Genomic DNA, 13,681 nt, shown 5'->3' on the forward strand with positions numbered 1-13,681 from the left:
GCTGCCCGGCCCGGGGGGGCGGGGCGGCCCCCCCCCAAACCTCAGCCGGTCCGGCGCTTGAGGACAAAGGGGGCCCGGGGCGCAGCCCCGGTTTCGGGAAGGGGCGGGTAGGGGACAAGCCCCGCGCAGCGGCCCCACGGCCCCCCGGCCCCGGCACGCCGCACGCCCCCACGCCGCACGCCCCCACACCGCGCAACCCCACCGCCCCCCAACCCCACTCCACCTCACCGCACGGTGAGAAACGCCTCCGCATCCCGAACCGCCCGCTCCCGAGGCACCCCCACCGCATGCCCCACAGCCACCGCCCCCAACGGATCCCACGACGCCGGCAGCGACAGCACCTCCCGCACCACCTCGCGGCAGAACATTGTCGAGGACACCCAGGCCGACCCCAGCCGCTCACCCGCGAGCGCCACCAGGAAGTTCTGCACGCCCGCCCCGGCCGCGACCACGAACATCTCGCGCTCCGCCGTGTCCCGCCGCTTGTCCCCGTACGTATGGGAGCCGTCCATCACCAGGCACGGCACCGCCAGATACGGCGCGTTGCGCAGCACGTCACCGCGCCGCACCCGCTTGGCGATCGACTCCTCGCTCTTGCCGTCGCGCCGCAGATCCGCGATCCAGGCGTCCCGCATCGCGTCGAGGAGCCGGGTCCGCGACTCGGCGGACTCCAGCAGCACGAACCGCCACGGCGTCGTGTGATGGGGCGCCGGAGCCGTCACCGCCGCCGCCACGGCCCGCCGCACCGCCCCCGGGTCCACCGGCTCGTCGCTGAACTCGCGCACCGTACGCCGCAGGGTCACCGCCTCGCGCACCGCCTCCGACGTCCCGAGCCGGAACATGTCATCGGCCGCGCCTCGCACCAGGGCGCGAGCGCCTGGGGAATCCTCATCATCGGGGGAGACCACATGCGCCAGCCCCCGCACCACGGCGACCGGCAGCCCCGCGGCCTTGCCCTTGACCAGGTCCCCGGCGGCGGCCAGCTCGTCCGCCGTCGCCACGACCGTGGCGCTGAGCGGATTGCCGTACGCGTCCGTCCCGCCGCGCAGGTCGTCCAGCACCCGCACCCCCGCCGCCCCGATCGCGACATCGGTCAGCCCGCTGCGCCAGGGCCGCCCGAAGGTGTCGGTGATGACGACGCCGATCTCCACGCCGAGGGTGTCCCGCAGCCCGTCCCGGATGGCGCGGGCGGAGGCGTCGGGGTCCTCGGGGAGCAGCAGCACGGTCCCGGCCGGCGTGTTCGAGGCGTCGACCCCGGCCGCGGCCATGACCAGGCCCTGCCGGTTCTCCACGATCCGCAGCGTGCCGCGCCGGGCCACGACCCGTACGGTCTCGGCGTCGATGGCGGCCTCACGGTCCGCGGCCTGGACGATCCGGCCCTCGGCCTTGGAGACGATCTTCGAGGTGACGAGCAGGACGTCACCGTCGACCAGCCCCGGCTCGGCCCCGGCGATCAGCTTGGCGAGATCGTCACCGGCCCGCACTTCGGGAATGCCGCCCAGCGCCCAGACACGAAAGGAAGGCGCAGGCCCACCATCACCAATAGCCCCGGAGCCACCACCGGCAGCAGCGCCAGAGTCACCACCGGCAACAGCCCCAGAGCCACCACCAGCAACAACCGCAGGCCCACCACCAGCATCGGAAACGCTCACGCCCGGACCTCCCCGGCCAGCTCCAGCGCCTGCCGGGCCATCTCCGCCGTCGCGTCGACGTCCGTCATCATCAGCGGCACCGCCCGGCACCGGATGCCCGCCGACTCGACCTCGCCGACCGCACCCGCGTCCACCGTGTCGACCAGCCACCCGTCCAGCAGCCCCGACCCGTAGTGCTGGGCCACGGCGGCCGCCGTGGACTCGACGCCCACGGCCGCGAGCACCTTGTCCGCCATACCGCGCACGGGCGCGTCCCCGACGATGGGGGAGAGGCCGACGACCGGCACCCCGGCCTCGGCGATGGCCTCCCGGATGCCGGGCACGGCGAGGATGGTGCCGATGGAGACCACCGGGTTCGACGGGGGGAAGACGATGACGTCGGCGGCGCCGATGGCCTCCAGCACCCCCGGCGCCGGCTTCGCCTGCTCCGCCCCGACCGGTACGATCGCCTGCGCCTCGACGGAGGCGCGCAGCTTCACCCAGTACTCCTGGAAGTGGATGGCCTTGCTCTCGCCGTCCAGCTCGACGGCGACGTGCGTCTCGACCCGGTCGTCGGACATGGGCAGCAGCCGCACCCCCGGCTGCCAGCGGGCGCAGAGCGCCTCGGTGACCGCGCTGAGCGGATAGCCCGCGCCGAGCATCTGCGTACGGACGATGTGGGTCGCGAAGTCGCGGTCGCCGAGACCGAACCACCCGGGCCCCACCCCGTACGCCGCGAGCTCCTCCTTGACCTGGAAGGTCTCGTCGGTCCGCCCCCAGCCCTGCTCCTCGTTGATGCCACCGCCGAGGGTGTACATCACGGTGTCGAGGTCGGGGCAGACCTTCAGCCCGAACAGATGGATGTCATCACCCGTGTTGCCGATGACCGTGATGTCCGCGTCGGGCGCGGCCTGCTTGAGGCCACGCAGAAAACGAGCACCACCGATACCGCCGGCCAGAACAACAATGCGCATGCACAGCAGTTTGTCAGGCGGGTACGACATCCACGGCCGTCGGGGCGCATTGCGCGGCGTGCATCGGCATCTCGGTCAGACCCGGGTAGTAGATGTGCAGACTGACGGCCGGTTCGAGCGAGTCGTTGACCACTTCGTGGGCGTATCCGGCGGCGAAGACGCGCTGCGCCCCGGCGCCGAGGGCCTGGCTCCCGCGCTCGGTGTGCTCGGTCAACTCGCCTTCCAGGACCGTCAGTACGCCGGCGGAGCGACCGTGGTCGTGGCGCCCGCTGCCCTGTCCGGGCACCCAGCTGAGCAGCCACACCTCGTAGCCGGGACCGGTGTGGAGCCGGTGGTACCAGCGGGTGGTGGTGTCGTACCGGACGAGTCCGGCCCAGCGCGCACGGTCGGCCGCGATGGAGCGGGCGAGGCCGACGAACTCGGAGACGGTGGACGGGTGCTCGCGGGCGGGCTGCAGGAGGTGCTGGACCTCAAGGATGTCGCCGGCGATCTGAAGGTCGCTGTCGCTGTTCATGGGGTGCGGTGGTTCCTCGGCATGGGGGGAGCACGTGCGGGGAGTCGCGTGGAGCGTCGGCAGCCGCGGAAGGCGTGCGGGGAAGCCGGAAAAGCAGGGGGAAGGAAGTGCAGGAAGGCTGGATCAAGAAGGCTGGATCAGAGCTGGAGCACTAGGGCATCAACAGCTGTGACAGCAGGAACAGCAACAGCGGGCCTGGACAGCGCTGCGGAACCCACGGACGTGGGTGGCATGCATCGCTGTGATCGCTGACATGAGATCAAGGAGACCGGTTGAATCGCCCCCTGTCAACCCGATGCCCGATATGGGGGAAATGGTTCACCCCTTTCGGTTGTCGCGCGAGGAGAAAGGTTTGCTCACCGGCGAGTGCGGAGACATGGCGCATCACCCGCACCGCTAAACGTGACTGAGGGGCTGTGACCGGACTGTGACCTTGATCGCTACAGTGATCGAATCGCAACGCGACAGTGCCCCTGATCGTCTTGACCGAGGGAAGGTGTGATGGAGTGGGGCCGGTGGCATATGTCAGGTTTTTGGTGATTTGAACACTTACCGCATAGGCTTGGTTCCGCAGAGTGAATCCCTGGGCCAATAGCAGATCCTCGCTTGACTGGCTTGGAGATACACACTTGTAATTTCACTCGTGTCGTTCGGTCGCAATCAGTAACGACCGCATCACGGGACGCAAGAGACAGACGAGGGGCGCACATGACCGAGCTGTTCCAGCAACTGCTGGTCGAGGACGCGGACGAGGAACTCGGCTGGCAGGAGCGCGCACTGTGCGCCCAGACCGATCCCGAGTCCTTCTTTCCCGAAAAGGGCGGATCCACCCGCGAGGCCAAGAAGGTCTGTCTCGCCTGTGAGGTGCGTTCGGAGTGCCTTGAGTACGCCCTGGCCAACGACGAACGCTTCGGTATCTGGGGCGGGCTCTCGGAGCGCGAACGACGGCGTCTCAAGAAGGCAGCGATCTAGACAGCTCTCCGGCCCGGCCCCGACAGCCCTTTCCCGAGCAGGGCTCCCAGGACCACGCCCCGACGGCCCGTCGCCCATCGCCCCCATCCCCGGGGAGAGGCGACGGGCCGTCGGCATGTACGCGCCCTCCGCGCCCCCTCCGCGCCCCCTCCACGCACCGGCCGACGCCCGCCACGCCGCCCTCGCTGCGGCACCCTCCACGCCCCCGCCGGCGCCCGCCACACGCCGCCCTCGCTGCGTAACCCTGCACGCCCTCGCCGCGCACCCTCCACGCCCCCGCCGGGCACCCTCCAGGCGCCCCACGCCCCCACTGCCCGCCCGGCCTCACCCCGGCGCGCACCCCGCGCCCTCCTCCGTACCTTCCTCCGCGCCCTCTTCCGCGCCTTCCCCGGCATTCCGTGCCTTCCCCGGCACCTTCCCCCGCGCATCCTGCGAGCCTCCCCCGCCCCCTTCACCCGCTCGGGGCCACCACCAGGTATCCGTACCGTTAGTGTGGGGCCCCGTCCGAGATGCGCCAACGCCCCGCCGGGGCGCGCGTGTACACCGATGCAGCCCCCGGGGATACGCCCCCGGACCCGGCCGGAGGGCCCGTACCTCGATGTCCGTGCACAGCCACTCGGCGGCGCCGAACGCGGCCGCCGCCGCCCCAGAGTTCCCCCGGCACGTCGTCACCGCCGTGCTCGTCTCCCACGACGGCGCCCGCTGGCTGCCCGACGTGCTGGCCGGGCTGCTCGGGCAGGAACGCCCCGTACAGAACGTCGTCGCCGCCGACACCGGCAGCGCCGACGACTCCGCCCGGCTGGTCACCGAGGCGCTCGGCGACGACCGCGTCCTGCACCTCGCCCGCCGTACGAGCTTCGGCACGGCCGTCGACGAGGCGGCCCGCACCGCCGGGGTGCTCACCCCCGAGGACCTGCCGTACCTCAGGCGCCCCGGCGGCTGGGACCCGGCCACCCGGACCTGGGTCGACGAGAACTACGACCTGCCGGAGCTGCCGCACGGCGAACCGGTCCAATGGCTCTGGCTGCTCCACGACGACTGCGCCCCCGAGCCGGACGCGCTCGCCGAGATGCTGCGCGTCGTGGACACCGACAAGTACGCCACGATCGTCGGCCCCAAGCTGCGCGGCTGGTACGACCGCAAGCAGCTCCTCGAAGTCGGCGTCTCCATCGCCAACAGCGGCCGCCGCTGGACCGGCCTGGACCGCCGCGAGCAGGACCAGGGCCAGCACGACCAGGTCCGTACGGTCCTCTCCGTCTCCTCCGCCGGCATGCTCATCCGCCGCGACGTCTACGAGGAGCTCGGCGGCTTCGACCGCAGCCTGCCCCTGATGCGCGACGACGTCGACCTGTGCTGGCGCGCCCACCTGGCCGGCCACCGGGTCCTCGTCGCCCCGGACGCCGTCCTGCGCCACGCCGAGGCATCCGCCCGCGAGCGCCGCCCCATCGACTGCGCCGGCCGCTCGGTCGCCAGCCCGCACCGCGTCGACAAGGCCGGCGCGGTCTACACGATGCTCGTCAACGCGCGCGCCAAGGCCCTGCCCTGGGTCCTGCTCCGGCTCGTCGTCGGCACCCTCCTGCGTACCCTCGCCTACCTCGTCGGCAAGGTCCCCGGCCAGGCGCTCGACGAGGTCACCGGCCTCCTGGGCTCCCTGCTGCGGCCCGGCCGCATCCTCGCCGCCCGCCGCGACCGCGGAAAGGGCGTGGTCGACGCGGCCGAGCTGCGGGCGCTCTTCCCGCCGCCGGGCGCCACCGTCCGGGCCACCGTCGAACAGGTCGCGGGCAACTTCGGCAACCGGAGCGAGGCCGAATCGGGCGGCTCGCGCCACGGGGCCGTCGAGTCCGGGCCCGGCGGCGACGACGCGGACTTCCTCGAAGTGGACCAGTTCGCGCGGCTCAAGCGGATCGGCCGCAAACCGGGCCCGGTCCTCTTCGCCCTGCTGCTCCTGGTCTCCCTCGTCGCCTGCCGCAACCTGCTCACCGGCGGCTCCCTGGCGGGCGGCGCCCTGCTGCCCGCCCCCGCGGAGGCCGGCGAGCTGTGGGGCCGGTACGCGGACGCCTGGCACACGATCTCCACCGGCTCCACCGAGACCGCCCCGCCCTACCTCGCGCTGCTCGCCGCCCTGTCGGCCCTCTTCCTCGGCTCCACCGGCTTCGCCGTCGCCGTCCTGCTGGTCTGCTCGGTCCCGCTGGCCGGGCTCACCGCGTACTTCGCCTCCCGGCCGCTGCTCCCGTCGCGGCTGCTGCGGGCCTGGGCGAGCGTCGCGTACGCCTTCCTGCCCGCCGCGACCGGCGGCCTGGCCACCGGCCGCCTCGGCACCGCCGTCCTGCTCGTCCTGCTGCCGCTGATCGCCCGTGCGGCCGTCGCCGCCCACGGGTTCCGGAGCGGCACCGATCCGGACGCGGCGCGCGGCAGCTGGCGCGCCACCTGGACGTACGCCCTGCTCCTCACCGTCACGACCGCGTTCACCCCGATCGTCTGGCCGCTCGCCGTGGTGCTCGGCCTCGGCGTGCTGGCGCTGCGCCGACGCGACATCGCCGCGTACGGGCTCCGCTTCCTCGCCGCCGTCGGCACCCCGATGCTGGTCCTGGCCCCCTGGTCGCTCACGCTCCTCACCGACCCGTCCGCGTTCCTGCGGGAAGCGGGCCTGGACATCGGTACGGGGACGGCTTCGGCGCTCGACCTGCTCGGCATCAGCCCCGGCGGCCCCAAGGCGGCGGGCGGCGTCCTGCTGCTCGGCATCGTGCTGGCGGCGCTCGCGGCCCTGCTGCGCGAGGACCGGCAGTTCGCCGTCCGGGCCGCCTGGGCCACCGCGCTCGTCGGCCTGCTCTTCGCGGCGCTCGCCAACGGCTCGACCTGGGCCGGACCCGCCACCCTCGTCTACGGCGCCGCCCTGATCGCCGCCGCGCTCGTCGGCGCGGACGGCGCCCGGGTCCGGGTCGCCGAGCAGAGCTTCGGCTGGCGCCAGCCCGTCGCGGCCCTGATCGCCCTGGCCGCCGCCCTCGCCCCGGCGCTCGCCGCCTTCGGCTGGATGATCGGCGGCGCCGACGGCCCGCTGGAGCGCCGCGACCCCGTACAGGTGCCCGCGTTCGTGGCCGAGGAGAGCTCGACCCAGGACCAGGCGCGCACCCTGGTCCTCGGCGGCACCTCGCCCGAGACCGTCTCGTACAGCCTGGTCCGGGGCTCCGGCGCGCGCCTGGGCGACGGCGAGCTGACCGAGGCGGCGGGCTCCAACAGCCACCTGGACAAGGTCGTCGCCAACCTGGTCGCGGGCTCCGGCGCCGACCAGGGCGGCCAGCTCGGCAACTTCGCCATCCGCTACGTCCTCGTACGCGACGGAGCACCGCGCCAGATGAGCCGGGTCCTCGACACGACCCCTGGTCTCAGCCGCCTCAGCCAGCTGGACGGCAGCGCCCTGTGGCGGGTGGACCGGCAGGTCGCCCGCGTGATGGTGGTCCCGGCCGGCGGTGAGGGCGAGCGACTCCCGGTCGGCTCCGGACCCGTCGAGGCCCACTCCGACATTCCGGCCGGCGACGAGGGCCGCGTCCTGCGGATCGCCGACGAGGCCACGCCCGGCTGGCAGGCCACGATCGACGGCAAGCCGCTGACCCGCACGACCGTCGACGGCTGGGCCCAGGGCTTCGAGCTGCCCGCGAGCGGCGGCCGCCTCGCCCTCACGTACGACGCCCCCTTCACCCACACCGTCTGGCTCTGGGCGCAGGGCGCGCTCGCCGTGGTCCTGGTGGTCATGGCCCTGCCGGGCCGCCGCCGGGAGATCGACGACGACCTGCCCGAGGAGACGCTCGCCGTTGCCGCCGACGCGGCCGACGGCGACGGCCGCCGCGCCCGCAGGCTCCGGGCCGCGGCGGAGGCGGAGGCGGCGGCCACGCAGGCGTCGGAGGACGGCTATCAGGCGCAGGACGGCCGTGCGGCCGAGGAGGGCTATCCGGCGCAGGGCGGCTATCCGGCCGAGGACGGCCACCGGGCGCAGGACGGCCACCCGGCCGAGGACGGCTATCGGGCCGAGGACGGCTATCGGGCCGACGGGCCCGGGGAGTTCCCGCCCCCGCCGCCCACCGCGCCTCCGTCCGCGCCTCCGTCCGCGCCTCCGTCCGCACCGGCCCCGGCCCCGGCCTCGGCAGAGGCAGCCGGCCCGGGGGAGTACATCCCCGGCCAGCAGAACGCCGACCCGTACGCCGAGAGCAGCGGCTACGACCCGCAGGACACCACCGCGGGCTACGCGGCGCTCCCGCAGCAGAGTTACGGGGAGTGGGACGGGCAGCAGTACCAGGGCGCCGACCAGCAGGCCGCAGCCCCCTACCAGCAGGCCGACTACGCCACGTACCAGCAGGACACCGGCTACTCCTCCGGCCCCGGCCACCCGGACCAGGGCGGCTACGGCGCCCAGGACCCGTACGGACAGCAGCAGGAGCGGTACGGCGGCGAGCACGGTGACGGCGGCGGCCAGTACGGCAGCCCCGGCCGGCCCGACCAGTACGACGAGTACGACCAGCAGGGCCGGCACGACCCGTACGGCCAGTACACCGGGGAGCAGCCCCCGTACGCCGACCCCGCCCAGCGCCCCGCCGAGAACGGCGAGCACCCCGACACCCCGGGCCAGGCCTCCTGGCAGACCCGTAACGCATCGCGAGGCGAGTCCGAGTGAAGTCCACCCACCTGTCCCTCATCGCGGGCGCCGTCGCCCTGGCCGCCATCACCGGCTTCGCCTCGGTCAACGCGCCGGCGGGCCCGGCCGCCGAGGAGACCGCGACCGCCTCGTCGCTGCCGGTCGAACGCTCCAGCCTGGTCTGCCCGGCGCCCAGCGGCTCCGACCTCGCGGAGACGCGGTACACCTCGTTCACCCCGCCCGGAACGGAGACCGGAAAGGGCGCGGGCGAGGGCGCGGACGGCACCGCCGAGCTGAAGCCGGCCCTGCCGGTCCTCGACGACGACGAGACCGAGACCGAGACCGATCCGAAGAAGGCCAAGAAGGCCGAGGAGGCCGCGAAGAAGGCGCGGGCGAAGGCCGACAAGCCGGTCATCGCGGTGAAGGAGCCCGGAAAGCCGGCCCTCGTCGAGGCGAACGGTTCCGGCGCCCCGGCGCTCGTCGGCACGGCCACCGGCCGGCTCGCCCCCGGCTGGGCCGCGCAGCAGACCACCACGGTCACCGTGGGCGGCGCCCGGGGCCTCCTCGGGGTCAGCTGCACCGCCCCGGACACCGACTTCTGGTTCCCCGGCGCGAGCACCGCGCGCTCGCGCCAGGACTACCTCCACCTCACCAACCCCGACGACAGCGCGGCCGTGGCCGACATCGAGCTGTTCGGCCCCAAGGGCGCGGTGACCTCCGAGGTCGGCGACGGCATCACCGTGCCCGCCCGCTCCAGCATCGCGCTCCTGCTCTCCACCCTGACCGACGAGTCCGTCAACGACCTGACGGCCCACGTCACCACCCGCTCCGGCCGGGTCGGCGCGGTCGTCCTGACCGCCGACGACGGCTCGGGCACCGACTGGCTCACGACGGCGACGGACCCCTCGGCCACCCTGGTGATGCCCGGCATCCCGTCCGACGCCACCTCCGTACAGCTGGTGGCGTACGCGCCCGGCGAGCACGACGCGGACGTGAAGGTCCAGCTGATGGGGGAGAACACGACGTTCGCCCCGGCGGGGAACGACACGCTGCACATCAAGTCCGGGATGACCGCGACGATCGACCTGAAGGACATCACCCGGGGCGAACCGGGCTCGCTGCGCCTCACCCCGGTGGAGAAGAACCGGGCGACCCCGATCGTGGCCGCTCTGCGCGTGGTCCGGGGCACCGGCGCCAAGCAGGAGTACGCCTACATCCCGGCCACCGGCCCGGTGGGCGCCCGGTCGAGCGTCACCGACAACCGGGCCAAGGGCTCGACGCTCTCCCTGGCGGCGCCCGGTGCCACGGCGAAGGTGAAGGTGACCACGTCGGCGGGGAGCGGGGGCGGCGAACCGGCTGTGGAGACGTACACGGTCAAGGCGGGCACGACGATGGCCGTCACCCCGAAGCCCCCGGCCGGACTCAAGGGTGCGTACGCGCTGACCGTCGAGACGGTGTCGGGCGGCCCGGTGCACGCGTCACGGGCGCTGCTGCTCCCGCAGGACGGCGTGCAGATGTTCACGGTGCAGACGCTGCCGGACGACGGCGGGACGGTCGTGGTGCCGTCGGCGCGGCAGGACCTGTCGGTACTGGACGACTGAGCGGTACGGGTCCGCGGCAGGGGCGGGAGGGCAGGGCCCGGGGGGTTACGGGGCCTCCGGGACTTCCGGGGTCGACGGGCTCCGGGGCCCCGTGCCACGACGGACCCCGGGCCCCGGACCACGACGGACTACGGGCCACGGACTATGACGCACTCCGGGGTCACGGGCCACGACAGGCACTCCGGAGCCGGGACAGGCCCTCCGGCGTCGCGACAGCCCTCCGGCGTCACGGACCACGGCAGGGACGGATACGGGTACGGGTACGGGTACGGGGACGGGGACGGGCTCAGTCCTGCCCGTACCGCGGATCGACCGACTCCGGGGCCAGCCCCAGCAGCTCGGCGACCTGCTCGACGACGACCTCGTGGACCAGGAGGGCGCGCTCGTCGCGGCTCTTGGTGCGGATCTCGATGGGCCGCCGGTAGACGACGATCTGCGCGGGCCGTCCCTTGGCCGCCGATACGGCGCTGCCGAGCGGAACGCTGTCCTCCAGGGCGCCGGGCACGTCCAGGACGACGAAGTCGACCTCGGCCAGCTGGGGCCAGCGCCGCTCCAGCCGCTCCACCGAGTCCTGGACCAGATCGCGGAAGACCTCACCCCGACTGGCCGACAGCGGCACCTGTGGCGGCGCGACCGGACCCCTCATACCGCGGCCATGACGGTCGCGGCGCCGGGGCCGCGGCTCGAAGGAGTGGGGGGGAGGTACGGGGCTGTCCATCACCGACGCAGCGTAACGCTCCCCGGGACGCCCCGATCGTGCCGAGGACACGGCCCGAGACCGTTTCCCCCGGCGGAAACATATCTGCTGTCCGCAGTTGAACATTCAGGCCAAGGTTGAGCCGTTTTCAGGCCCCTGATCCGATCATCGACGGCACGCGGGGCGCCGGCATCCGCCTCGGCGCGCGCGCCCGGGGACCACCCGTCCCGCACCGCGTACGCGCCGCGGCGCAGGTCAGGAAGGGCGCCGGAGGCAGGGGTATGTCGAGGGCCGCAGGGCGACACGGTGACGTGAGCCGGGGGAGAGTCGTCGCAGCCCGCTCAAGAGTGCGGTACCGTCCAACATCGTGAGCCCTGTACGTCGCTGTTCGCGCACCGCGTGCGGCCGCCCTGCCGTCGCGACACTGACGTACGTCTATGCCGACTCGACTGCGGTCCTCGGCCCGCTCGCCACCTACGCCGAGCCCCACTGCTACGACCTCTGTGCCGAGCACAGTGAGCGGTTGACCGCGCCACGCGGCTGGGAGGTGGTGCGCCTCTCCGACGGCTCCGCGCCCGCGCACCCGAGCGGTGACGACCTCGAAGCCCTGGCCAACGCGGTACGGGAAGCGGCCCGGCCGCAGGACCGCGGGCCGGACGGCGGGGGCCGGGGCCCCCGCTCCGCGGATCCGGTGGAAGTCGCCCGCCGCGGCCACCTGCGGGTGCTGCGCTCCCCTGATTCCTGAGGGCGACTTCCGAGAGCGACTCCTGAGAGCGACTCCCGAGGCACTGCCGGTTGCCCGGCCCGGGTAGTTTGGGCTCTCCGTAAACACCAGGAGGACCGGCCGTGGTTGCTGATCTGTCGCAGCTCGTGAAGGCGTACGACGTACGCGGCGTAGTGCCCGACCAGTGGGACGAGTCGCTGGCCGAGCTGTTCGGAGCCGCGTTCGTCCAGGTCATGGCCGCCGACGCGATCGTGATCGGCCACGACATGCGCCCCACGTCGCCGGCCCTGTCCGGCGCCTTCGCCCGGGGCGCGGCGGCCCGGGGCGCGGACGTCACGCTCATCGGCCTCTGCTCGACGGACCAGCTGTACTACGCGTCGGGGGCGCTGGACCTCCCGGGCGCGATGTTCACGGCCTCGCACAACCCCGCGCAGTACAACGGCATCAAGCTGTGCCGGGCGGGAGCGGTGCCGGTCGGCCAGGACACCGGCCTGACGGAGATCCGCACGCTGGTGGAACAGTGGTCGGAAGGCGCCCCGCAGCCCCCGGCGTCCGCCGCCCCCGGCACGATCACGGAACGGGAAACCCTCTCCGACTACGCGGCCCACCTCCTGGGCCTGGTCGACCTCAAGGCCATCCGGCCCCTGAAGGTCGTGGTCGACGCGGGCAACGGCATGGGCGGCCACACGGTCCCCACGGTCTTCGAGGGGCTCCCGCTCGACCTGATCCCCCTGTACTTCGAGCTCGACGGCACCTTCCCCAACCACGAGGCCAACCCCCTCGACCCCAAGAACATCGTCGACCTCCAGGCCCGCGTCCTCGCCGAGGGCGCCGACCTGGGCCTCGCCTTCGACGGCGACGCGGACCGCTGCTTCGTGGTCGACGAACGGGGCGCGGGCGTCTCCCCCTCCGCGATCACGGCCCTGGTCGCCGCCCGTGAACTGGCCCGCAACGGCGGCAAGGGCACGGTCATCCACAACCTGATCACCTCCTGGTCGGTCCCCGAGGTGGTCCGGGAGAACGGCGGCACGGCGGTCCGCACGAGGGTCGGCCACTCCTTCATCAAGACGGAGATGGCGGAGCACGGCGCGATCTTCGGCGGCGAGCACTCGGCGCACTACTACTTCCGCGACTTCTGGAACGCCGACACGGGCATGCTCGCCGCCCTCCACGTCCTCGCCGCACTGGGCGGCCAGGACGCCCCCCTCTCCGAACTGGTCGCCGCGTACGACCGCTACGCCGGCTCCGGCGAGATCAACTCCACGGTCGCCGACCAGGAAGCCAGCCTGGCCGCTGTCAGGTCCGCGTACAGCACCCGCGAGGACATCACGTTCGACGATCTGGACGGCCTGACGGTCACGTCCACGGACTGGTGGTTCAACCTCCGCCCCTCGAACACGGAGCCCCTGCTGCGCCTGAACGTGGAGGCGAGGGACGAGCGGACGATGGGAGAGGTACGGGACGAGGTGCTGGCCCTGATCAGGACCTGATCAGGCCCTGCTCAGACTCTGCTCAGGCCCTGAGCGATTCGGGCTGGCCGTTCCCTCCGCCTTCGGAGGCCGTCCGCCTATCCAGCCCGTCCGGCGTTTGAGGGCGAGGGGGGCCGGGGGCGGAGCCCCGGAACCTCAGCAGGTCGGGTGCTTGAGGACGAAGGGGCCCGGGGCGCAGCCCCGCAACTTCAGCTGGTCGGGCGCTTGAGGACAAGGGGGGCCTGGGGCGGAGCCCCGGAACCTCAGTTGGTCCGGCGTTTGAGGGCGAAGGGGGCCTGGGGCGGAGCCCATAAACCTCAGCCCATCCGGCGCTTGAGGACAAACAGGGCCCGGAGCGGAGCCCTGAAACTTCAGCCCGTCCGGCGCTTGAGGACAAAGGGGGCCCGGGGCGCAGCCCCGGTTTCGGGAAGGGGCGGGTAGGGGAACAGCCCGCCGCAGGCGCCCCCACCCC

At 73.2% G+C, this 13,681-nt stretch carries 10 protein-coding genes; 5 read left to right on the top strand and 5 right to left on the bottom strand.

Annotated elements, in window-relative coordinates; all coding sequences use genetic code 11:
- Positions 1–224 precede the first annotated feature (224 nt).
- The 4 genes from AB0917_RS30180 to AB0917_RS30195 are packed head-to-tail and all read right to left on the bottom strand — an operon-like array spanning position 225 to position 3,119.
- Complete coding sequence (locus tag AB0917_RS30180; protein ID WP_366822858.1) at positions 225–1,502, bottom strand: coenzyme F420-0:L-glutamate ligase; 1,278 nt, start codon at positions 1,500–1,502, stop codon at positions 225–227.
- On the bottom strand, positions 1,454–1,639 hold the full coding sequence (locus tag AB0917_RS30185) for a hypothetical protein (RefSeq protein ID WP_366822859.1): 186 nt from the start codon (positions 1,637–1,639) through the stop codon (positions 1,454–1,456). The genes AB0917_RS30180 and AB0917_RS30185 overlap by 49 nt, the downstream gene beginning before the upstream one ends.
- A 9-nt stretch (positions 1,640–1,648) precedes the next feature.
- A complete protein-coding gene (cofD, locus tag AB0917_RS30190; protein ID WP_366822852.1) occupies positions 1,649–2,605 on the bottom strand; it encodes a 2-phospho-L-lactate transferase in 957 nt (318 codons plus the stop codon).
- A 13-nt stretch (positions 2,606–2,618) separates the two neighbouring features.
- Positions 2,619–3,119 carry a cysteine dioxygenase family protein gene (locus AB0917_RS30195; protein WP_366822853.1) on the bottom strand — a complete coding sequence of 167 codons (501 nt, stop codon included), beginning with the start codon at positions 3,117–3,119 and terminating at the stop codon, positions 2,619–2,621.
- 708 nt (positions 3,120–3,827) lie between these two features.
- Here AB0917_RS30195 and AB0917_RS30200 point away from each other — a divergent pair.
- The 3 genes from AB0917_RS30200 (at position 3,828) to AB0917_RS30210 (ending at position 10,319) form a co-directional block, all read left to right on the top strand.
- The gene (locus tag AB0917_RS30200; RefSeq protein ID WP_014046372.1) at positions 3,828–4,091 is read left to right on the top strand and encodes a WhiB family transcriptional regulator; all 264 of its coding nucleotides are present in this window, start codon (positions 3,828–3,830) and stop codon (positions 4,089–4,091) included.
- A 598-nt stretch (positions 4,092–4,689) separates the two neighbouring features.
- Entirely contained in the window at positions 4,690–8,757 is a 4,068-nt protein-coding gene (locus tag AB0917_RS30205; RefSeq protein WP_366822854.1) for a glycosyltransferase, read from the top strand.
- Complete coding sequence (locus AB0917_RS30210) at positions 8,754–10,319, top strand: DUF5719 family protein (RefSeq protein WP_366822855.1); 1,566 nt, start codon at positions 8,754–8,756, stop codon at positions 10,317–10,319. Before AB0917_RS30205 ends, AB0917_RS30210 begins: the two co-directional genes overlap by 4 nt.
- A 286-nt stretch (positions 10,320–10,605) precedes the next feature.
- Here the strand turns inward: AB0917_RS30210 and AB0917_RS30215 are convergent, their stop codons facing one another.
- Positions 10,606–11,037, bottom strand: coding sequence for a metallopeptidase family protein (locus tag AB0917_RS30215; protein WP_366822856.1), 432 nt, complete (start codon positions 11,035–11,037; stop codon positions 10,606–10,608).
- A 346-nt stretch (positions 11,038–11,383) separates the two neighbouring features.
- Here AB0917_RS30215 and AB0917_RS30220 point away from each other — a divergent pair, with 346 nt between their 5' ends.
- Entirely contained in the window at positions 11,384–11,761 is a 378-nt protein-coding gene (locus tag AB0917_RS30220) for a DUF3499 domain-containing protein (RefSeq protein ID WP_030115363.1), read from the top strand.
- A 101-nt stretch (positions 11,762–11,862) separates the two neighbouring features.
- Entirely contained in the window at positions 11,863–13,230 is a 1,368-nt protein-coding gene (locus AB0917_RS30225) for a phosphomannomutase/phosphoglucomutase (protein ID WP_366822857.1), read from the top strand.
- Positions 13,231–13,681: the final 451 nt, after the last annotated feature.

It is taken from the genome of Streptomyces sp. NPDC007346, assembly GCF_040703535.1.
In the GTDB taxonomy this organism is placed as follows: domain Bacteria; phylum Actinomycetota; class Actinomycetes; order Streptomycetales; family Streptomycetaceae; genus Streptomyces.

What these genes read in the sequence shown, in the direction of transcription:
- AB0917_RS30215 (WP_366822856.1), bottom strand. Translation starts at nt 11,037, where the DNA reads ATGGACAGCCCCGTACCTCCCCCCCACTCCTTCGAGCCGCGGCCCCGG.
- AB0917_RS30205 (WP_366822854.1), top strand. Translation starts at nt 4,690, where the DNA reads ATGTCCGTGCACAGCCACTCGGCGGCGCCGAACGCGGCCGCCGCCGCC.
- cofD (WP_366822852.1), bottom strand. Translation starts at nt 2,605, where the DNA reads ATGCGCATTGTTGTTCTGGCCGGCGGTATCGGTGGTGCTCGTTTTCTG.
- AB0917_RS30195 (WP_366822853.1), bottom strand. Translation starts at nt 3,119, where the DNA reads ATGAACAGCGACAGCGACCTTCAGATCGCCGGCGACATCCTTGAGGTC.
- AB0917_RS30200 (WP_014046372.1), top strand. Translation starts at nt 3,828, where the DNA reads ATGACCGAGCTGTTCCAGCAACTGCTGGTCGAGGACGCGGACGAGGAA.
- AB0917_RS30185 (WP_366822859.1), bottom strand. Translation starts at nt 1,639, where the DNA reads ATGCTGGTGGTGGGCCTGCGGTTGTTGCTGGTGGTGGCTCTGGGGCTG.